General features: G+C 74.0%; 19 protein-coding genes. 11 read left to right on the top strand and 8 right to left on the bottom strand.

All coding sequences use genetic code 11. From position 1 onward, the window contains the following. Positions 1-3: 3 nt before the first annotated feature. Positions 4-672, bottom strand: coding sequence for a hypothetical protein (locus tag AB0K03_RS25645; protein ID WP_364689194.1), 669 nt, complete (start codon positions 670-672; stop codon positions 4-6). Between the two features lie 359 nt (positions 673-1,031). Between AB0K03_RS25645 and AB0K03_RS25640 the strand changes: the two genes are divergently transcribed. The 3 genes from AB0K03_RS25640 (at position 1,032) to AB0K03_RS25630 (ending at position 3,895) form a co-directional block, all read left to right on the top strand. Next, on the top strand, positions 1,032-1,361 hold the full coding sequence (locus tag AB0K03_RS25640; RefSeq protein WP_364689192.1) for a helix-turn-helix transcriptional regulator: 330 nt from the start codon (positions 1,032-1,034) through the stop codon (positions 1,359-1,361). Further along, a complete protein-coding gene (locus AB0K03_RS25635; protein ID WP_364689189.1) occupies positions 1,358-2,359 on the top strand; it encodes a hypothetical protein in 1,002 nt (333 codons plus the stop codon). Before AB0K03_RS25640 ends, AB0K03_RS25635 begins: the two co-directional genes overlap by 4 nt. A gap of 327 nt (positions 2,360-2,686) precedes the next feature. Continuing rightward, positions 2,687-3,895, top strand: a complete 1,209-nt coding sequence (locus AB0K03_RS25630) for a hypothetical protein (RefSeq protein WP_364689186.1) — start codon at positions 2,687-2,689, stop codon at positions 3,893-3,895. A 26-nt stretch (positions 3,896-3,921) separates the two neighbouring features. Here the strand turns inward: AB0K03_RS25630 and AB0K03_RS25625 are convergent, their stop codons facing one another. Next, complete coding sequence (locus AB0K03_RS25625; protein ID WP_364689183.1) at positions 3,922-5,232, bottom strand: AAA family ATPase; 1,311 nt, start codon at positions 5,230-5,232, stop codon at positions 3,922-3,924. Positions 5,233-5,367: 135 nt separating this feature from the next. Here AB0K03_RS25625 and AB0K03_RS25620 point away from each other — a divergent pair, with 135 nt between their 5' ends. The 4 genes from AB0K03_RS25620 to AB0K03_RS25605 all read left to right on the top strand — a co-directional run bounded on the left by AB0K03_RS25620 (position 5,368) and on the right by AB0K03_RS25605 (position 10,143). After that, positions 5,368-6,399, top strand: a complete 1,032-nt coding sequence (locus tag AB0K03_RS25620) for a beta family protein (RefSeq protein WP_364689180.1) — start codon at positions 5,368-5,370, stop codon at positions 6,397-6,399. Positions 6,400-6,452: 53 nt separating this feature from the next. After that, complete coding sequence (locus tag AB0K03_RS25615) at positions 6,453-7,409, top strand: bifunctional DNA primase/polymerase (RefSeq protein ID WP_364689177.1); 957 nt, start codon at positions 6,453-6,455, stop codon at positions 7,407-7,409. A gap of 26 nt (positions 7,410-7,435) precedes the next feature. After that, positions 7,436-8,104 (top strand): activator of HSP90 ATPase, encoded by a 669-nt coding sequence (locus AB0K03_RS25610; RefSeq protein WP_364689174.1) that lies wholly within the window; start codon positions 7,436-7,438, stop codon positions 8,102-8,104. Positions 8,105-8,337: 233 nt separating this feature from the next. After that, positions 8,338-10,143 carry a SpoIIE family protein phosphatase gene (locus AB0K03_RS25605; RefSeq protein WP_364689173.1) on the top strand — a complete coding sequence of 602 codons (1,806 nt, stop codon included), beginning with the start codon at positions 8,338-8,340 and terminating at the stop codon, positions 10,141-10,143. Here AB0K03_RS25605 and AB0K03_RS25600 read toward each other — a convergent pair. The 4 genes from AB0K03_RS25600 to AB0K03_RS25585 are packed head-to-tail and all read right to left on the bottom strand — an operon-like array spanning position 10,130 to position 13,411. After that, positions 10,130-10,285, bottom strand: a complete 156-nt coding sequence (locus AB0K03_RS25600; protein WP_364689170.1) for a hypothetical protein — start codon at positions 10,283-10,285, stop codon at positions 10,130-10,132. The two genes, AB0K03_RS25605 and AB0K03_RS25600, sit on opposite strands and share 14 nt — an antisense overlap. Next, positions 10,276-11,748, bottom strand: coding sequence for a hypothetical protein (locus AB0K03_RS25595; protein ID WP_364689167.1), 1,473 nt, complete (start codon positions 11,746-11,748; stop codon positions 10,276-10,278). Before AB0K03_RS25595 ends, AB0K03_RS25600 begins: the two co-directional genes overlap by 10 nt. Further along, positions 11,745-12,815 carry a hypothetical protein gene (locus tag AB0K03_RS25590; protein ID WP_364689165.1) on the bottom strand — a complete coding sequence of 357 codons (1,071 nt, stop codon included), beginning with the start codon at positions 12,813-12,815 and terminating at the stop codon, positions 11,745-11,747. Before AB0K03_RS25590 ends, AB0K03_RS25595 begins: the two co-directional genes overlap by 4 nt. Then, positions 12,812-13,411 carry a hypothetical protein gene (locus tag AB0K03_RS25585; protein ID WP_364689162.1) on the bottom strand — a complete coding sequence of 200 codons (600 nt, stop codon included), beginning with the start codon at positions 13,409-13,411 and terminating at the stop codon, positions 12,812-12,814. Before AB0K03_RS25585 ends, AB0K03_RS25590 begins: the two co-directional genes overlap by 4 nt. 158 nt (positions 13,412-13,569) lie before the next feature. Here AB0K03_RS25585 and AB0K03_RS25580 point away from each other — a divergent pair, with 158 nt between their 5' ends. Further along, positions 13,570-13,854 (top strand): DUF427 domain-containing protein, encoded by a 285-nt coding sequence (locus AB0K03_RS25580; RefSeq protein WP_199515271.1) that lies wholly within the window; start codon positions 13,570-13,572, stop codon positions 13,852-13,854. A gap of 49 nt (positions 13,855-13,903) precedes the next feature. Here the strand turns inward: AB0K03_RS25580 and AB0K03_RS25575 are convergent, their stop codons facing one another. Both AB0K03_RS25575 and AB0K03_RS25570 read right to left on the bottom strand, forming a co-directional pair. Next, a complete protein-coding gene (locus AB0K03_RS25575; RefSeq protein WP_364689159.1) occupies positions 13,904-14,299 on the bottom strand; it encodes a hypothetical protein in 396 nt (131 codons plus the stop codon). Continuing rightward, on the bottom strand, positions 14,289-14,492 hold the full coding sequence (locus AB0K03_RS25570; RefSeq protein WP_364689156.1) for a hypothetical protein: 204 nt from the start codon (positions 14,490-14,492) through the stop codon (positions 14,289-14,291). The genes AB0K03_RS25575 and AB0K03_RS25570 overlap by 11 nt, the downstream gene beginning before the upstream one ends. 183 nt (positions 14,493-14,675) lie before the next feature. On the opposite strand from AB0K03_RS25570, the gene fxsA reads away from it, so the two are divergent. From fxsA to AB0K03_RS25555, 3 genes are read left to right on the top strand one after another with little or no spacing between them, the layout of a single operon-like run. After that, on the top strand, positions 14,676-14,882 hold the full coding sequence (gene fxsA, locus AB0K03_RS25565) for an FxSxx-COOH cyclophane-containing RiPP peptide (protein WP_364689153.1): 207 nt from the start codon (positions 14,676-14,678) through the stop codon (positions 14,880-14,882). Between the two features lie 13 nt (positions 14,883-14,895). Further along, positions 14,896-16,353 (top strand): aKG-HExxH-type peptide beta-hydroxylase, encoded by a 1,458-nt coding sequence (locus AB0K03_RS25560; protein WP_364689151.1) that lies wholly within the window; start codon positions 14,896-14,898, stop codon positions 16,351-16,353. A gap of 45 nt (positions 16,354-16,398) precedes the next feature. Further along, the gene (locus AB0K03_RS25555; protein WP_364689148.1) at positions 16,399-18,084 is read left to right on the top strand and encodes a bifunctional diguanylate cyclase/phosphodiesterase; all 1,686 of its coding nucleotides are present in this window, start codon (positions 16,399-16,401) and stop codon (positions 18,082-18,084) included. Positions 18,085-18,099 lie beyond the last annotated feature (15 nt).

Raw genomic sequence — 18,099 nt, 5'->3', positions numbered from 1 at the left:
AACTCAGGGGAACTGCATGCGGCGAGGGCGCGGGATGACCGGGGGTGGCAGCGGCAGGTCGTCGATGTGGCTCCAGTTCAGCGAGCCGTTGTCGGTCGACTTGATCTCGCCAAGGCAGGCGCGGAGCAGACCGAGGTTCGGCGCCCCCGCGTACCCGGCGATGACGACCTCGGGCGTGGGCTCGATCCGGGCGATCGCCGCGCAGATCTTGGCCACCTCCCGCTCGTCGACGGCGTCGAGCGGCAGCGGCATCTCCGCCTGCGACCGCCGCCACGGCGGGCCGAAGCGGCGCAGCAGCTCCCGGGCGAGCCGGCCGAACGAGCGCCCCACCGGGGCGTCGCGCATGGAGTCGCCGGCCGACTGGCCGTAGCACCACGGGACGACCACGTGCCCGTTGATGACCACGAGCTGGTAGACCGACCGGGGCACACTGATGATGTCCGCTCCCGGCAGCGTGCCGAGGAAGAGCACGAGCTCCTCGTACGGCAACGGCCACCGGGGGTTGCTGAGGATCCGTTCCGCGGTCTGTGCCGTCGAGGGGCGGGCGTTGACCTCCCGGTCGATAGCCGTGCTCAACGCCTCGGGAACCCGGGTCCAGAGCTCGGCGGCGACCTTGTCGCCGAACTGCTCGACCACCCACTCGCTGGGACCGACAAGAACGTCTGGACGCATTCGGTACCACCACCGTCCGTGTCGCTGGCGCTACGTCTGGCTAGAAGAGTTCCATCTCCGGAGATCGACTGGAAGAGAATTCAGCCGAGATCTCAGAAACGGTCGTGAATGAAAGCCGGCGGGACGATCAAACCGTTGCGGCGACGTTGGAGCAGCAGGTCCGAGACCCGCGAACATGCAACTTGCACGGCGAACCGCGCGTGCAAGTTGCATGTCAGCTCGCGAGTCAGTCCTCTATTCACAGTGAATCGGTCGGATATTTCGAGCAGGTGACAGCGCTGCGAACATCAACGGACGGTGACCTCGCGATCGCAATAGAACGATTGACGATATACATCGGCGACCGTACTGTCCTCGCCGTGCAAGCACCCACCTTCTTCATCCTCACCGCGCTGGCGGCCCAGCCACTGCACGGCTACGGGATCGTCCAGTCCGTCACCCGCCTGTCCGACGGCGAGGTCAACCTGCGGCCCGGCACCCTGTACGGCGCCCTCGACCGGCTCGACCAGCAGGGCCTCATCGCCGTCGACCGCGAGGAGTCCGTCGACGGCCGGCTGCGCCGCTACTACCGGCTCAGCGACAGCGGCGCCGCGGCCCTCGCCGAGCAGGCGGAGCGCCTGCGCCGCCACGCCGCCGCAGCCGGGAAGCAGCTCTCCCTCCGGCCGGGCACCGCCGGAGGTGCCGCATGAGCGTGAACGGACACCGGACGCTGCTGGCGGCGTACCCCGCCCGGCTGCGCCGCAAGCACGGCGCCGAACTGATCCAGACGATGGTCGAGATGGCGGGCCCCGACGGCCGCCCCACCCGCACCGAGAAGGGGCGGCTCGTCCTCGACGGCCTCCGCGAGCGGTTCCGGCCCCCGGCGCGCCGCCCGCTGGCCCTGGCCGCGGCCGTCCTCGCCCTGTTCATCGGCGCAGCCATGGGCGCCGCCGCCGGCTCGTGGGCGGGCACCCTCGGCTACGCCGGCCTGCCGGACGCCGGGGCGCTCGCCCATCGGGTACTGCCGTCGCCGGACAACGGCCAGACCTCGGAGTTCTACCTTCAGGCCGACTCGCCGTTCCCGACCGGAGCGGACGCGCGGCAGGCAGCGGAACAGACCCGCCGCAAGCTCGCCGCCGAAGGCTGGCAGACCGGACCGCTGCGGGCCGGCGACGGATCGGACGGCGTCCTCGCCAACGTCCACTTCGCCGCGGAGAACGCCGACACCCGGCTCGACGTGTACGCGTACCCCGACACCGGCGGCCACCCGATGCTCACCATCGCCGGCTGGCCGAAGCGCCCCGCCTCCTACCTGCCGCTGACGATCGCCGGCACCCTGCTCGGCCTCGTCGCCGGCTGGCTCACCGGCGTGGCGCTGAGCCACCGGATCCGGGCGGCCGGCCGGCCCCGCCGCAGCGCGATCCTCACCGCGGCCGGCCTGGTGCTGATCGTTCCGTCCGCCGCCGGATTCGTCGCCTCGCTGCTGCGCTACCTGACCGTGGCCGACCCGGCCGGCACCGGAGAGCTGGTGCACTCGCACGGCTTCGCCTTCGGGCCGACGGTCGACCTGATGCGCGGGCTCGATCTGGGCGAGGGCTGGTTCCTCACCCCGAGCGACTTCCAGCAGCTGCCGATCTGGGGCTTCGCGCTGATCGCCGTGGGGGCGCTCCTCGCCCGGCCCCGCGACGAACGCGCAGCCGTGGCCTGACAGCCCCTCCGGCCGCGCGGTCTTCCTCCAGCCGCGCGGCCGGCGCTTTCCCGGCCGCGCAACCGGCGCTTTCCCGGCCGCGCAACCGGCGCTTTCCCGGCCGCGCAACCGGCGCTTTCCCGGCCGCGCAACCGGCGCTTTCCCGGTCGCGCGGCCGGCGCTTTCCCGGTCGCGCACGGTCGTGACCGGGCGGTTGTCTACCGAACACGCAGCGCTCGTGAGCCGCGGCCGCCGGCGTCGATCCGGCGGCCGATCGCGGCCCGGACCCGCGCCGATCCGGCCGCGACCACGGCTCAGCCGGCTCCCCGCTTGGTAGGGTCCGCCACTGTGACCGGCCCGGCCCTCGTCGATGCCCCGCCCCGCAGGCGGGCCCGCTGGCTGGCCGCGATCGCGATCCTCACGGTGCTGGTGGGCGGCGTGTCGGTGGTCGCGCTGAGCCGCGCGCGCACCGCGGCCGCCCGGGCCCAGGCCGTGCAACGCACGATCCGCGGCGTGCTCGAGGAGCAGGGTGCCGCGCTGCTGCGGGGCGACGAAGCCGGGTGGTTGCGCGCCGCCGACCCGTCGCTCACCCCGCAACTGCGACGGCTGTACGCCAACCTGCGCGGCTTCGAGATCTCGGCGTGGCTTCCGCGCGCCGCCGCACCGACCGGCGGCGGCCAGTCGTGGTCCGCGCAGGTCCAGGTGCGCGTCTGCTTCGCGGGGGCGCCCTGCCGCCGTACGCCCGACTCGTACGTCCCGCACGACGAGGTGATCACCGCCCGGACGCAGTGGCGGCTGACCGGGCGCCGGGCAGTGCTGACCGGATTCGACCAGGCCGGCGCGGCCGGGGTGGTGCCGTGGAAACAGGCCGCGCTGACGTTCGCGCGCGGGTCCCGTACGGTCGTCGCCGCATCGGACGGCACCCAGCCGGCGGCTTGGCTGTCCGCGGCGGAGAACGCCGCCCGGGACGCGGACCGGTTCACCGCGGCCGGCCGGCGACCGGGCAGGTACCTGATCTACCTGGCCGACCGCGACGACTGGAACGCGACGATCGGCGAGGACCGTGAGGCGGCAGGGTTCGTGGACCGGACGAGCGCGCAGACGGCCTTCGCCGTGATGGACGGGGCGGGCGCACCGGATGAGCGGCTGCTCGCGCACGAACTAGGTCACATCGCCACCCTCCTCGGCACGCTGGGCGCGCACGACACCTGGGCCATCGAGGGCATGGCCGAATACATCGCGTACGGGCGGACACCGGTCACCGCGTACCCCCGCCTGCCGGACGCCCGCCGGCACGCGGCCCGTACGGCTTGGACCGGCCGCCTGGACCTGGCGTGGTCCCCGGACCGGGCGGACCGGGCGGGGTTCTACGCCATGGGCTACCTGGCGATCCGCTGCCTGGGCGCGACCTACGGCGACGACAAGCTGGTGGCCTTCTTCACGCGATTGGTCCACGAAGGACGGACGGTGGACCACTCGGCGACGACGGTCTTCGGCGTGCCCTGGCCGCGGGTCCAGACCGTCTGCGAGCCGCAGATCAGGGCCTGGCTCGGCTGAGCCGGTCTCACCAGACGGGGCGTGGGTCATCGCAGCGCGGACAGGTGGGCGAGCATCGCCTGATTGGCCTCCCATCCGTCCGGGAACTTCACCGGCACCCCCAGGTGCACCGGTTCCGTCGAGGGGTGCGCGTCGAGCAGCTCGGCGATGCCCGCCCGGGCCACCACCACGCACGCGTGCCGGTGGCGGGAGGTCAGCACGCAGAGGCGACCCGATTCGAGGTGGAACGCCGTCGCGTCCTGGCGCCCGGACAGGGGGTGGAGGACCACCGTGAGGTCGTATTCCCGGCCCTGGAGACGGTTGGCGGTGTCCACGGTGACGTCGCGCGCCTCAGGCGGCAGGCACGACCGGATCGCCGCGACCTGATCGCGGTGGGCGGCTCCGATCGCGATGCGGTCGGCGGTGAGCGATGCCGTGCCCGACTCCGACGAGGTCGTGCCGCCACGGGACAGCGCGGCGGCGGCCAGACCGGCGCACGCCGCGGCGGCCTCCGCATCCGTACGCACGGTGAAGCGCGACGGCAGCTCGTGCAGACCCCAGCCGGACGCTGCCGCCGTGTCCAGCGCCTCGTCGAGCGGCGACGTGGCCGGGGTGGCGAAGCTGAGCGTGCGGTCCCCCGGGCCGGTGCCGGAGCGGAAGCCGGTGAACGGGTAGAACGCCTCGGCGACCACGGGCGCCGCGGAGGCGGGCAGCCGCCAGGAGACGGGAAGCCGGTGCACGGGCAGGTCGGGGTTGTGCCGCAGCAGGACCGCGACCGCGCTCTGCATCGGGTCCCAGGACAGGCCGGTCCAGCGGTCGACCTCCACCGTGGAGAACGGGTCGAGCTGACCCGGATCGCCGACGAACAGCGCCCGGTCGAATCGGGCCGCGACCCGCAGCAGCGCGTCGGAGCGCATCTGGTAAGCCTCGTCGACGATCGCCCACGGCCACGTGCCGTCCGTGACCGTGGCCCACTTCGCCGCGGTGCCGATCGTCACGGGCGGGCCGCCCAGGTCGGCCACCTTGGCGCCGACGCGGCACGACGGATGGTTGCGGACCCGCTCGCTGGCCGAGTAGTCCACGGCGGACAGCCGTCCCACGCTCAGCTCCGGCGAGGCCGCACCGAGCCGGGCGATGAGGTCGTCCACCTGCTCGTTGGTCTGCGCGACGATCATCAGCGGGGCGCCGGTGGCGGCGAGCACCCCGGCCGCACGCACCACGAGGGTGCTCTTGCCGGCGCCCGGCGGCGAGTCGACCACCACACCGCGGTGCGGCGACGTGGCGAGGTCGCGCAGGACGGCGTCGACGACCCGGGCGGCCTCGGCGGCCGGCGTCTCCAGCTGCGGAATCACTGTCACGGCGTCACCGTAGCGGTCGGCACCGACACTTCTTCGAGAGGCGGATCGGCGCCCGGCGAGCCTCGCATCTTCGCCCGATGTGAGGAATGGAGTCTGCATCGGCCCGCGCCGGACATTCTTCGCTACTTTGAGTGAATGACCGTATTCACGGCGCCCGAGGCCGGAGAGGACGGTGTCTACCGCCCGATCCTGCGACCCCGGCGCGGGGAACTGGCCGCCCTCCACCACCTCGACGCCGCCGCGGCGCGCCGGGTCACCCCGATCGTCGAGGTTTCCCCCGCCGACCGGCTGCCGCAGCTCGTCCGCCAGATGCCGCCGCGTACCGGGGTGATGGCCGTCGACCTGGGCGCCGTGCCGGATCCCGCCGGCCCGCTGTCGTCACCGCCGCTCGATCTCGCGGAAGAACTGGCGGATCTGGGCGTGGCGATGCTTCCGGTGCTGCGGGCGTACGACAGCCGTCGCCGCCTGGTGGAGCACGGCCTGGCCGCGCGCATGCACCTGATGCGCGCAGTTCTGCGGCTTCAGCCGCATACCGACGCCCGCAACCCGGCCGAGGCGACCGCGACCACCACCCGCCTGCTGACCGGCGCGGGACTGGAGGCCGAACACGTCGACCTGGTGATAGACCTCGCGGAGACGGCCTGCGCGGCGCACGCCGACCGCTTCGAGGAACGCGCCCGGCACGTGCTGCGGTGGGCGCGCGCGACGCCGTGGCGTTCGGTCACCGTGGCGGCGGGCGCGATGCCGCCCAACCTGGACGACCTGCCGACGGACGAGCCTGTCACTGTGGGCCGGCACGACGCCCGGGTGTGGGCCCGGCTGCGCGAGCCCGGTGTCGGCTATGCGGACTACGGCGTGACTTCTCCCGTACGCCGCAACGGCATCCACCACCGCCAACTCCCCACGCTGCGCTACACCGCCGAACGGGATTGGTGGATCTACCGCTGGGCCCGGCGCGGCGGCCGCAGCGACGACCGATGCCACGACCTCTGCCGTACGCTCGTCACCTCCCCGCACTGGCCGCCGACGGGCGCACGTTTCTCATGGGGAGACGCGCAGATCGCGCAGAACGCCCGCAGCGCCCGCGGCGGCGGCAGCCCGTCGGGGTGGATGGCCTGGAGCACGTCGCACCACATCGCGTACGTCCTGCACACACTCGTTTCCTGAGTTGTCCACAGGCCGGCCAGCGAGCCCGCTCGAACACTCGTACACTTGTTCGAATGATGCTCGACGCCGCCCTCGCGTACGCCCGGCACGGGATCCCGGTCCTGCCGGTGCACCACCCTGGGCAGGACGGATCCTGCTCGTGCGGGCGGCCGGACTGCGATCGGCCGGGCAAGCATCCACGGCTACGGCACGGGCTCACCGACGCCAGCACCGATCCCCGCCGGATCGAGATGTGGTGGGCCCGCTGGCCCGACGCGAACATCGGGCTGCGCACGGGCATCGCCATGGACGTGGCCGACGTCGACTCCGCCACCGGCTGGCACGGCCTGCGCCACCTGCTGGGCGGCGCGATCCCGGCGGGACCCCAGGTCCGCACGGGCGGCGGCGGCTGGCATTTCTGGTTCACCCCCACCGGGTATGGCAACAGGGTGCACCTTCTACCCGGGGTCGACTGGCGCGGCGCCGGCGGGTACGTGCTCGCGCCCCCGTCCCGGCACGCGAACGGCACCTCCTACTACTGGGTGGTGCGGCCGGACGAGTCGTGCGCACCGGCGCCGGAGGCCCTGTGCGGCCTGATCGCCGGCCCCGATCCCCCGCCTGCCGGCCGCGACGAGGGCGGCTGGGAGCCCGGCCGCTCCCAGATCGTCCACCCGGACCGGTACGCGGCGGTCGCCCTCGAGGCCGAGACCGATCGGGTGGCGCGCGCCCCCGTCGGCACGCGCAACGACACCCTGAACCGGGCCGCGTTCGCCCTGGGCCGGCTGGTCGCCGCCGGGCTGCTCGACGCGGCGACGGCGACCCGCGACCTCACCGCGGCCGCGGCGTGGGCGGGCCTCGGCCGCACGGAGACGGTGCGGACGATCCGCTCGGGACTGACAGCGGGCCGGCGGGCGGGCCGGGGTGCGCGGCCGAGGGCAGGCCGCGGCACGGAACCGGCGCCGGCGTCCGGGAGGGGTGGTGGAAGATCCGGAATGTCGCTGCCGGAAATCGATGACCATCGCGTGGCGTGATCCATGGACTACGCAAGGATGGGGGCGTGAGCGATCAACGCATATCGAAGCCGTATGCCGTCGAAGTGACCGTCGCCGCCGGGCGGGACCGGGTCTGGGCCGCCGTGACGCAGCCCGAGGTGCTGCGGCAGTGGTTCGGCTGGGACTACGACGAGCTCGACGCGGAGATCCGGCACATCTTCGTGACCGAGGCGACGTTGCAGGCGCCCGAGCAGATGGGCTGGGCCGACGGGTCGTATCTGGTGGTCACCGGCGACGACGAGCGGGCCACGGTCCGGGTCGCGCGCGACGGCCCGCGGACCGGTGACGCCGACCGCTACGACGCGATCGAGGAGGGCTGGCGGTCGTTCCTCATCCAGCTCCGCCACTTCCTCGGCGAGCAGCCGAGCGGTGCGCGCCGCACGGTGTATCTCACCGGCACGACGACGGGACGCCGGGCACTGGAGACGGCCGGCGGCGAGGCGACCCGGGCGGGCAAGCGGGTGGCGTGGCTGATCGACGCCGACGGGCATCTGGTGGTGGTCGCCGGGCAGGAACCGCTGGACAGTTTGGACACCGGCATGGTCGAGGTGACCGTGTCGACGTACGGCCTCGACGACGCGGCCTTCGACGTGCTGCGCAAACGGTGGCGGGAACGCTGGGCGCGGGTCGCCCGGGACGCCCGCGTCACGACCGCCGACACCCCGGCCCCGTAACGACGGCAGCAAACGGGCCCCGCCGAGCACCCAACCGGCCCGGGCAGGCGCGCAGACACCCGGCCCAGGCGGGCGCGCAGACACCCGGCCCAGGCGGGCGCGCAGACACCCGGCCCGACCAAGCGAAGACACCCGTCGCCGCTCAGGGTGCACACCCTGAACCCGGGTTGCGTGTCGCGTTCCGGCGGGTAGCCTGGCTGATCGAGCCGCCGGGGGGCGACGGGTGGAGGGGCATGGCCGAGCACGGTGACGCCGCCGCGTCCGCTTCGCGCACGTTGAGTGATCCTGCGCGGCTCCGGTCGCTGCAGCGGGTCTGCGTCAGCGCCGAGTCGGACGCCGCTTTCGACCGTTTCGCCGCCATGGTGAAGCGCCTGCTGGGCGTACCCGTGGCTCTGGTGTCTCTGGTCGACGACGAGCGGCAGTTCTTCCCCGGGCAGGTCGGCCTGGCCGAGCCGTGGGGTGACAAGCGGGAGACGCCGCTGTCGCACTCGTTCTGTCAGCATGTCGTCGCCGAGGGTGCGCCGAAGGTCTTCCCGGACGCCCGGGTCTACGCGCAGGTCCGCGACAACCTGGCGATCCCGGATCTCGGGGTGGTGGCGTACGCGGGCATGCCGCTCAAGGATTCCGACGGTCTGACGCTGGGTTCGCTCTGCGCGATCGACACCGAACCACGCGCGTGGACCAAGGAGGAGCTGGCGATCCTCGAGGATCTCGCCGAGGCGTGCGCGTCGGAGCTGCGGCTGCGGATCGCCCGGGACCGGGCCGAGGAGGCGCGGCGGCTCGCCGAGAGCGCCCACGACCAGCTGGCGATGCTGGCCGAGCTGACCGAGACGTTCGCGACCACCCTCGACATGGCGGAGGGCATGCGGCGGCTGGCCGAGGGCGTGACCCCGCGGCTGGCCGACTGGTGTCTGGTCACGCTCGTCGACGAGAACGGGGCGGTACGCCATGTCGCCGCCGCGCACCGGGACGCCGGGGCCGCGACGGACGTGGAGCGGTTCGCCGAGTTGATGAAAACCGGGCTGGGCACGCGGTCCGCGGTCCTCGGGGTGCAGCGGTCCGGGCAGCCGATCCGTCGCGCCGGGGAGACCTCGGACGAGATCCTGGCGCGGACGACGAACCCTGAGCTGGCGCAGATCGCCGAGAAGCTGGGGTACGCGTCGTTCGTCATCGCCCCCGTCTCCGCCCCGGTCACCCAGCGGATGCTCGGCTCCGTGACGCTGGTGAACGGCCCCGGCCGCCCGCCGTTCACCGAGGCGGACGAGCGCACCGCCCTCGACATCGCGCGGCGGGCCGGCCTGGCGATCGACAACAGCAGACTGTACGGCCGCCAGCGCCACGTCGCCGAGGTGCTGCAGCACAGCATGCTCACCGAGCTGCCGGACATCCCCGGCATGGAGCTGCACGCCCGCTACCTGCCGGCGCAGGACGGGGCCGCGGTGGGCGGGGACTGGTACGACGCGTTCGCCCAGCCCGACGGCTCCGTGATGCTCGCCGTGGGTGACGTGTCGGGGCACGACGTCGAGGCGGCCGCCGCGATGGGTCAGCTGCGCAATCTCGTCCGCGGGGACGCGTACGGGCGCGACGACGAGCCGGGGGCTCTGCTCACCCAGCTGGACCGGGCGATCCGCGGGCTGAACGTCAAGGCGGCGGCGACGGCCGTGCTGGCCCGGATCCGCCGCGGCGACGCCGGCTACGACGTGACGTTCGCCAACGCGGGTCACCCGCCGCCGCTGCTGGTGCACGCCGACGGCACGGTCGAGGCCTGGTGGGAGACGCCGCAGCCGCTGCTGGGCCTGGCGCAGCGCGCGCAGCGGGCGACCCACCGGCGCACGGTGCCGGCGGGGTCGACCCTGCTGCTCTACACCGACGGGCTGGTCGAGGAGCCGGGGCGTCTGCTGGACGACGGCATCGCCCGGGTCGCGGAGACGCTGCGCAGCGAGGCGGAGCGGCCCGGCGAGGAGCTGTGCACCTGTCTGGTGGGGACAGCCCCCCGCCGCGCCGACGACATAGCGTTCCTGCTGATCAGACTGCTGTGATCAGGCGCAGGACGCGGATCGCCTCGTCGTGGTCGTGGGGCGGCCCCCAGATGCCCTCACCGGTGATGCGCATCGCGCCGAAGCCGAGCCGGTGGACGGTGCGTCCGCCCAGCTCGATGGTCCCACTGCTGATCACGGACATGCCGGCGAAGCTACTCCTCTCAAGAGCACGGGAGCCGGTGGTCCGCCGTGGGTCCACGGGGTCTGGTCCGGTTCGGGAAGGGCACCACCGGGCCGGTACGCCTCGCTGAGCGTGGTCAGCAGGATCCGCTCCCCCACCTCGGGCACGCTGCCCGGCTCGGCGACCAGCTTGCGCCCCATCCCCCCGGACAGTTCGAGCAGCACCTCGGTCTTCGCGCCGTCCCCGAGCGGCGTCACCGAGATGACCGTCGCCTTCTGGCCGGGCCGGGCCGGTGAGGTGAGGTTCGCGCCGGGCTCGACGCGTACCGGCTCGGAGGTGACCACCATGATGCGCGGGCGCAGCACCGGGCGTTTGCCGCTGTCGTCGACGCGGTCCGCCTTGGCGAGGGTGACCTCGGCGGCGAAGGCCGAGCCCGCCAGCCGGTGTTCGGCCATGACCAGGGGGTCGTCGAAGGCGCGCTGGACCGCGTACCGGGTCGCCGCGGCCTCCAGGCGGCTGAGGCGGGCGGCCGCGGCGACCGCGCCGTCACGGCGGGGCTGCGGGGCGCCGCCCTCGGCCACATGCTGCGCGAACGCCGAGAACGCGTCGCGGTCGCCGTCCCACCGGCTCGCCACCCGGGTGCCCGGCGGGAGCGTGGCGAGCAGGTCGAGCGCCTGCCACATGAGCCGCCAGGTCGGCATCAGCTGCGCGCGCAGCACCTCGGAGAGCTGCGCGACGTCCGGCTCGGCGACCGACAGCAGCGGCGCGAGCACGTGGTTGTCGAAGGAGGGGTCGGTGGCCGGCCCGGCCGGCGGGGTCACCGAGGGATCCTCGGCCGCCGCCGCGGCCTCGAGGACGGACCGGCCCGGCTCCGGACGCAGCCAGGCCATCAGGGCGGCGAGCTGGGCGTCCTCGGCGCTGCTCTGCCCGGTCGCCCAGTGCGACGACAGCGCCTGTACGGCGTTGAGCAGCAGCGACGAGCCCGGCACCTCCGCGGACCCGGCGAAGAACGTCAGCCAGCGCCCGAGCAGCGGTACGCCCGCCGGCACCGCGTACTCGCCCTCGGTGGTGCGGAAGCGGGTGGAGCGCCCGAAGAGCCGGACGAAGTCGACGCCTCCGGTGTTGGGCACCCACAGCTGCGGGGCGTCCACGTACCGGTAGCGCACGTCCCGGCCCCGGTCCACCGCGACCGGCTCGGCCACGCCGGTGAACGAGTCGACGTACGGCAACAGCAGCTCCGCGAGCTCCGCGGCGAAGGCGAAGCGGTCGTCACGGTTGCGGGGTTGCGCCACGACGAGCAGCCGCGGGTCGTCCGGTCCGGTGCCGGCGAGCGCCGCGAGGGGTGCGTTCGCCTCGCCGGCCATCGCGTACGGGATGAACACGAACGGCCGCGGGTGCAGGTGCAGGTGGCGTACGGTCGCGATCGGCTGCGCGCGCCCCTCGGCGCGGGCCTGCGCCCGGGCGAGTGCGGTGAGCGTGCTCAAGAACCGAGCACCTCGGCGCGCAGCCGGGCGGCGGCTTGCAGCAGCGCGGCGGCCTCGGCCTGCTCCCCGGTGGGCGTCCGCGTGCCCGCGGCCAGCGCCAGCGCCTCCTCGACCGTGTCGACGCCGCCGAGCGCGTCCCGGACGGGCCGGCCCAGCGCGGCCGTGGTGCCGGCGGCCTCGTGGCGGCAGTGCACCGCGAGCTCGCAGGCGGAGAGGCATTCGGGCGCGTACCGGGCCTCGACGTGCCGGAGCGAGGCGATCAGGTCGGCCGGCGGCAACGACAGGTCGAAGCTGACGCCCGGCGGCAGGGCCTCGGCCACGTCGGAGACCGAGGCGAGCCGCTTGAGCTGCCGGGTCAGGGTGGACAGTTGCTTGCGCACGTCGACGAGGACCGCCGTGGGCTGCAGCGAGAAGTCGCGCGGGCAGACCAGCACCGCGTCATGGCTGACCAGGGCTGGGTCGTGGCCCAGCTCGGCGAGCAGGCGGCGCAGCGCGAGCACGTACACCGCGGCCTGGACCGCGGCGGCCGACACCTTGGCGCTGTCGGCCTGCCCGTCGACGATCGCGAACGACTTGATCTCCACGACGTGCAGCCGTCCCCGCACCTGGAACGCGATCAGGTCGGGCTCCAGGAAGACCTTCCGGCCGGCCACGTCGAGGGTGAGCAGCGGGTGGTCGATCAGGGCGGCGCCGGCGGCGGCCGCGAGCAGATCACGGGTACGCCCGTGCCGCGCGGCGAGCGTGTCGTCGGCATCCTCGCCGAGGTCGTCGTACGACACTTCGGGCGTCTCGAGGCCGAGCACGTCGCGCAGCACCGACAGCAGCAGCGCGCAGTCGTCGGCCTTGAGCATGGCTTCGAACCCGTTGCCGCGCGCGAGCGCGAAGCGGGACTGCCCGAAGTTCCCGGGGAAGCCGATGTGCTGGGCAAGCTTCGGCTTGTCGATCCCGGCCGCGTCGAGGACCGCGCGGCGGGTGCAGCCGGGGTTGGCGGTGAGCGCGGCGATCGTGCGCGCGTTGTGCCGCTTGGCGGGGGCCCCGCCGCGGAGCCGGTCGAGCGCCGACGTCACGCGCGGGCTCGCTGGTGGGGCAGGCTCGTGATGCCGAACAGCCGCTGCCGCTCGTCGAGCCCCTCCCACCGGCGCAGGACCGTCTCGGGGACGGCTTCGACGCTCAGCTCGGCCCGCGCCGCGCGGGCGGCGTCCGCCAGGGCCCGCGGGTCGTGCACGAGGAACGCCTCGGGACCGCCGGGGACCGTCTCGGCGAGGCGGCGCAGCAGGTCGAGCACGGCCGGGCTCGCGGTGTTGCGGATGACGACGAACTCGGCGATGCGCACCACCGCGGCGAGCGCGTTGGCCCGGGCCGCGACGGGCGACATCATTCGGCGCTCGCCCGGCCAGCAGGAGAGCGCGACGAGGCCGCGGGCCACCGTCAGGTCGTGGTGGAGGGCCGGGCAGATCCGGTACGGCCGCAGCGCGTCCGGGTCGTACTGCCGCTCCTCGTCGCGCAGGACCGTCGCGAGGCCGGACATGGACAGGTCGCCGTCGAACAGCGCGGTGTGCACGTCCACCACGAGGTTGGCCGGGGCCGGCGCCCCGAGCAGCAGCAACGCGTGCCGGGCCTGTTCCCGGAGGACCGGGAACGTGCTCAGGATGCTCGTGCTCATGGCGGCTGCTCCCGTTCGGGGGTCTCGTGGGCGGATCGACCTTAGATCCTCGTACGGGGCCCTAGCAACGGTCTGGTTGTCCGACGGCGTTTCACCCCCGGGAGGCGAATAAAGCGCGCATATCGGACGCGGGCCCGGGAGCGCGCTACGTTCGGGGTATGCCGAAGGCCATCTGGAACGACGAGATCATCGCCGAGAGCGACGACACCGTGGTTGTCGAGGGCAACGTCTACTTCCCGCGCTCCGCGCTGCGGGAGGACGTGCTGCGCCCGTCCGACACGCACACCGTCTGCCCCTGGAAGGGCCGGGCGTCCTACTACACGCTCGAGTCCGGGGGCCACGTCAGCCAGGACGCCGTCTGGTACTACCCGGACCCCAAGCCGGACGCGAAGGCCGTGCGCGACCGGGTCGCGTTCTGGAAGGACGTGAAGGTCGAAGCCTGACCCGCCGCCGCGGCGCGGACCGGACGGGTCCGCGCCGCCGGCGGCGGCGTCAGCCGATTCTCGGGTGAGCGTCCTCGATGGCGGTCACCTCGAGGTAGTCCAGCATGTCCCGCTGCTCCGCCACGTCGAGCGCGCCGAACGCCTCGTACGCCGCCGCCCGCGAGTGCGGGGTCTCCGCGGCGAGCAGCGCGATGATCGCCGACCAGGCCAGCGAGACCCGGTCGAACAGGCGCGCCTGGCGCAGCGAGGTCAGCCGGCTGAGCATGGCCACCTTGGTCGCCGCGTCGTCGTCGTGCGCGATCCGGTCGGACAGCTCGAAGAGAGCCTTCCCCCGGTACGGGTGCTCCGCCTCCACCATGCGGGCCAGCTCGGCGTTGTCCATCCGCTCGACCGCGGGGGCCGGTCCGCGGCGTGGCAGCGGCGGCCGGGAGTCGTCAGCGGGCACGGCTGTCCCGTCCGCTCTCGAAGCCCACGCCCGGTGTCTGGGCCGGCAGCGTGGGCCGGCTGCGGAAGGTCGGGAACGGCGGCGACGGCATCACCGGCGACTCGGGCGCGGTCTCGGCGGAATCGTCGGTCCCTTCGTCCTCGGCGTGGTCGTGCACCTGCTCCCCGGTCTCCCCGGCCTGGCGCCTTAGCACAGTTTGTCCTCCGTTGCCGACTTTCGCGGTGTCGGCCTATGAGATCACGACCCGCCGTGCCGGGCGACCCCGCCCGGCGACACGCCCGGACATCACCCGACCCGACGACCGCCGTAATCTTCACGGCAACGGGTTGATCGTTGCAGGACGACAACCGACATCCTCCGACGAAGGTAGGCGTAGGTGGACGGGGGCACGAGCACCACCGGTGCGACGCCGGACTGGCGGTCCGCCATGATCGACGTCTCCGGCCTCTCGCTGGCCGAGCTGGCGGCCGACGCCGAGGCCGACCGGGCGGACGACAGCCCGCTGGCGCACTGCCTGCGCCGGCTCGCGGACGACCTGGCCCACCCGGCCGAGCCGATCGCCGGGTTCAACTCGGCCCTGTGACGCGTCGAGCCCGATGACAGTCGCCGGCGTCCGCGCGGCGCGCCCGCACCGGCTCAGCGACGCGGCGCTGGTCGCGCTCGGCTCGGGCCGTCCCGGCCCCGAGGTGCTGGCCGAGCTGCGCCGGGTACGGCTGAGCCGCCACCTGCTCCTGCTGCGCCAGATCGCCGCCGTCGCAGGAACCGGCAGCCTCACCGCGCTCGCCGCCGCCGAACGCGCCCACCCTGCCCGTACGCGCGCGTTGCTGGACCGGCCGCTCTTCGGTGCGTGGGCCGCGGACTGCCTCAGGGCCCTGCGGGAGGGTGCATCCCCGGCGGAGGCCGGCGTCGGCCATCTGGCCGAGCTCGCGGCGCGCGCCCGGATCCCCCGGCCACGGCAGGCGGAGCGGCTGCTCACGGCCACCCACGACGGCCTGTCGATCTCCGTACGCCTGGAGGACCGGGACCCGCTGCGCGCCCGCCTCGGGCTGACCCCAACCCCGCCGCTGTCCGAGGCCGCGGCGGCCCGCTGGCAGGCGGCGTTCACCGAGGCGTGGCGGATGCTGGCCGAGCGCGTACGCCCCGACGCCGAGGTCCTGACCCGCGCGCTGGACTGCGTGGTGCCCGTCGAGACCGATCCGGCGGCGCGCGGCATCAGCGCGACCTCGGCGCACGCCTACGGGGCCGTCGCGATCTCGGAGCCGGCCGACCCCGCCGCGCTCGCCGTCGGGCTGCTGCACGAGGCGCAGCACAGCATCCTCAACGCGGTCCTGTACCTCTTCGACCTGCTGAAGGCCCCGAACACCCCCGGCTACTCGCCGTGGCGCGACGATCCGCGGCCCGCCTCCGGCATCCTGCACGGCGCGTACGCGTACCTGACGGTGACCCGCTTCTGGCGGACGTGGCCCGCGGATCCGCTGGCCCGGTTCGAGTTCGCCCGCTGGCGGGCGGCCGTCGTCTCCGCGGCGGAGAGCCTGACGGAGCTCACCCCGGCGGGCCGGCGGTTCGTGGACGCCCTGCTCGCCGAGGTCCGCCCCTGGCCGGCGGAGCCGGTCGATCCGGGCATCCTGCGGCTCGCGGAGGGCGCCAACCACGATCACCACCTGCGCTGGCGGCTGCGGAACCTGCACGTCGAGCCGGACGGCGCGGCGGCACTGGCCCGGGCCTGGCGGCGCGGCGAGCGGCCGCCGCCGGTGACCGCGCGGCTGCACCGGGCGCCCCGGCGGGCCCTGGAGGCGAGCGCGCGGCTCGATCTGGCGCATCGGCTGCTGCGCGGACTGCCCCTCGAGGGCTCCGACGGCGATGTCGCGTACGTCCGCGGGGATGAGGGCGCCGCGCTGCGGGCGTACGCGACACCAGCGGGTGACCAGGTCGACTGGGCCGGGATGCTCCTGGTCAGCGGCGCGCGCGCCGCGCCGGAGGTGGCCGCGGCGACGTACGCGGCGCTGGGACCCGACCGGCCCGATCCGCTCGCCATAGTGAACTGGCTTTCCTAAAGTCCGCGGCCGACGAGCCGATCATGGCCCCCGTTGGAGGTGAGCATGAGCCGGACGGGTGCCATGGATCGGGTGCGTCGCTGGGTCGACCACGCCATGATCCTCTCGTCGCTTCTTCTGCTGGCGTGGCCGGCGCTGCTCGAGGACGTCGCGCGCGGCGAGGCCGGGACCACCCGGCTGATCGCCGCGATCGCCGTCGTCGGTACGGCCGCCGCGGCTGTCCTGCTGCTCGCCCGGCGCCGGCCGCTCGTGCACTACGTGCCGGTCGCCGCCGCCGTCGTGCTCGCCGCCTTCCGGTTCGGCCGCGACGGGCAGCTGAGCCCCGGGCTGACCTGGCTCACGCTGGCCGTGGCCGCCGTCATCCTCGTCCGGCAGTTCCTCGGCGCGCGGGCGAACGAGGGCCTCGTCCGGGACCTCACCCGGCAGCGCGCCCAGCTGGTACGGCAGGCGTTCCGCGACCCGCTGACCGAGCTCGGCAACCGCAAGCTCTTCATGGACCACGCCATCGACGCGCTGGCCGACGCCGACGACACGATGACCGCCGTGATCCTGGTCGACCTGGACGGGTTCAAGGAGGTCAACGACACGTACGGGCACACCGTCGGCGACGAGCTCCTGCGCAGCGCCGCAGACCGGCTCACCGCGAACGTCCGCACCAACGACACCGTGGCCCGCCTCGGCGGCGACGAGTTCGTGGTGCTGCTGCCGCGCCTGGTCGACGACCAGATCGCGGACACGGTGGCCAACCGCATCCTGCGCGACCTCGCCCAGCCGCTGGCCGTCGGCGAGGCGGTGCTGAGCATGCGGGCCAGCGCCGGCATCGCCATCACCCGCGGCAGCGACGTGCTCGTCGACGACGTGCTGCGCGAGGCCGACCTGGCCCTCTACCAGGCCAAGGGCGAGGGCAAGGGCGTCGCCCGGCGCTTCGACCCGGCGCAGTTCGCCGCGGTGGAGGCCCGCCGGCGCGAGGAGGCGGACCTGCGCCGCGCCCTCGACGACGGCGAGTTCGAGGTGCACTACCAGCCGATCGTCGACCTGGCCGGCGAGCACACCGTCGGCGTGGAGGCGCTGGTCCGCTGGAACCACCCCGAGCGCGGCCTGGTGCCCCCGATCGCGTTCCTCGACATGGCCGAGTCGCTGGGCCTGCTGCCGCGCCTCGGCGGCTGGGTCCTCGAGGAGGCGTGCCGGCAGGCCGCCGCCTGGCAGGAGCAGCGGCCCGGTTTCGAGCTCAACGTCAACCTCTCGGCGAGCCAGCTCAGCAACCCGGACCTGGTGGAGGAGGTGCGCGGCGTCCTGGAGCGGACCGGCCTGCCGCCGTCGCTGCTGGTGCTGGAGCTGACCGAGTCCGTCGCGCTGGTCGACCTGGTCGAGTCCGCCCGGGTGCTGGGCGCGCTGAAGACGCTGGGCGTCCGCATCGCGCTCGACGACTTCGGCACCGGCTTCTCGTCGCTGAGCCACCTCGGCACGCTGCCCGTCGACGTCGTGAAGATCGATAAGTCGTTCGTGCAGGCGATGCAGGAGACCACCGGCGCGTCGGTGGCCGAGGCGGTGCTGCAGATCGCCCGTACGTTCAACCTCGCGCCGGTCGCCGAGGGCGTCGAGGACGCCGGCCAGGCCTCCCGGTTGCGGGAGCTGGAGTGCGCGCAGGCGCAGGGCTACCACTTCGCCCGGCCCATGCCGGCCGGCCAGCTCACCGAGCTGCTCACCCGGCAGTCGGCGCTGTCCGCATAGATCCAAGTCACTCAG

Origin of the sequence: Actinoplanes sp. NPDC049316, assembly GCF_040677315.1 — a bacterium.
Lineage (GTDB): Bacteria > Actinomycetota > Actinomycetes > Mycobacteriales > Micromonosporaceae > Actinoplanes.
This window is presented reverse-complemented; position numbering and strand designations above follow the sequence as displayed.

Bases quoted from the DNA above. Each gene is read 5' to 3' on its own strand.
- AB0K03_RS25645 (WP_364689194.1), bottom strand. From the start codon at position 672: ATGCGTCCAGACGTTCTTGTCGGTCCCAGCGAGTGGGTGGTCGAGCAG.
- AB0K03_RS25635 (WP_364689189.1), top strand. From the start codon at position 1,358: ATGAGCGTGAACGGACACCGGACGCTGCTGGCGGCGTACCCCGCCCGG.
- AB0K03_RS25620 (WP_364689180.1), top strand. From the start codon at position 5,368: ATGACCGTATTCACGGCGCCCGAGGCCGGAGAGGACGGTGTCTACCGC.
- AB0K03_RS25615 (WP_364689177.1), top strand. From the start codon at position 6,453: ATGATGCTCGACGCCGCCCTCGCGTACGCCCGGCACGGGATCCCGGTC.
- AB0K03_RS25605 (WP_364689173.1), top strand. From the start codon at position 8,338: ATGGCCGAGCACGGTGACGCCGCCGCGTCCGCTTCGCGCACGTTGAGT.
- AB0K03_RS25600 (WP_364689170.1), bottom strand. From the start codon at position 10,285: ATGTCCGTGATCAGCAGTGGGACCATCGAGCTGGGCGGACGCACCGTC.
- AB0K03_RS25585 (WP_364689162.1), bottom strand. From the start codon at position 13,411: ATGAGCACGAGCATCCTGAGCACGTTCCCGGTCCTCCGGGAACAGGCC.
- AB0K03_RS25580 (WP_199515271.1), top strand. From the start codon at position 13,570: ATGCCGAAGGCCATCTGGAACGACGAGATCATCGCCGAGAGCGACGAC.
- AB0K03_RS25560 (WP_364689151.1), top strand. From the start codon at position 14,896: ATGACAGTCGCCGGCGTCCGCGCGGCGCGCCCGCACCGGCTCAGCGAC.
- AB0K03_RS25555 (WP_364689148.1), top strand. From the start codon at position 16,399: ATGAGCCGGACGGGTGCCATGGATCGGGTGCGTCGCTGGGTCGACCAC.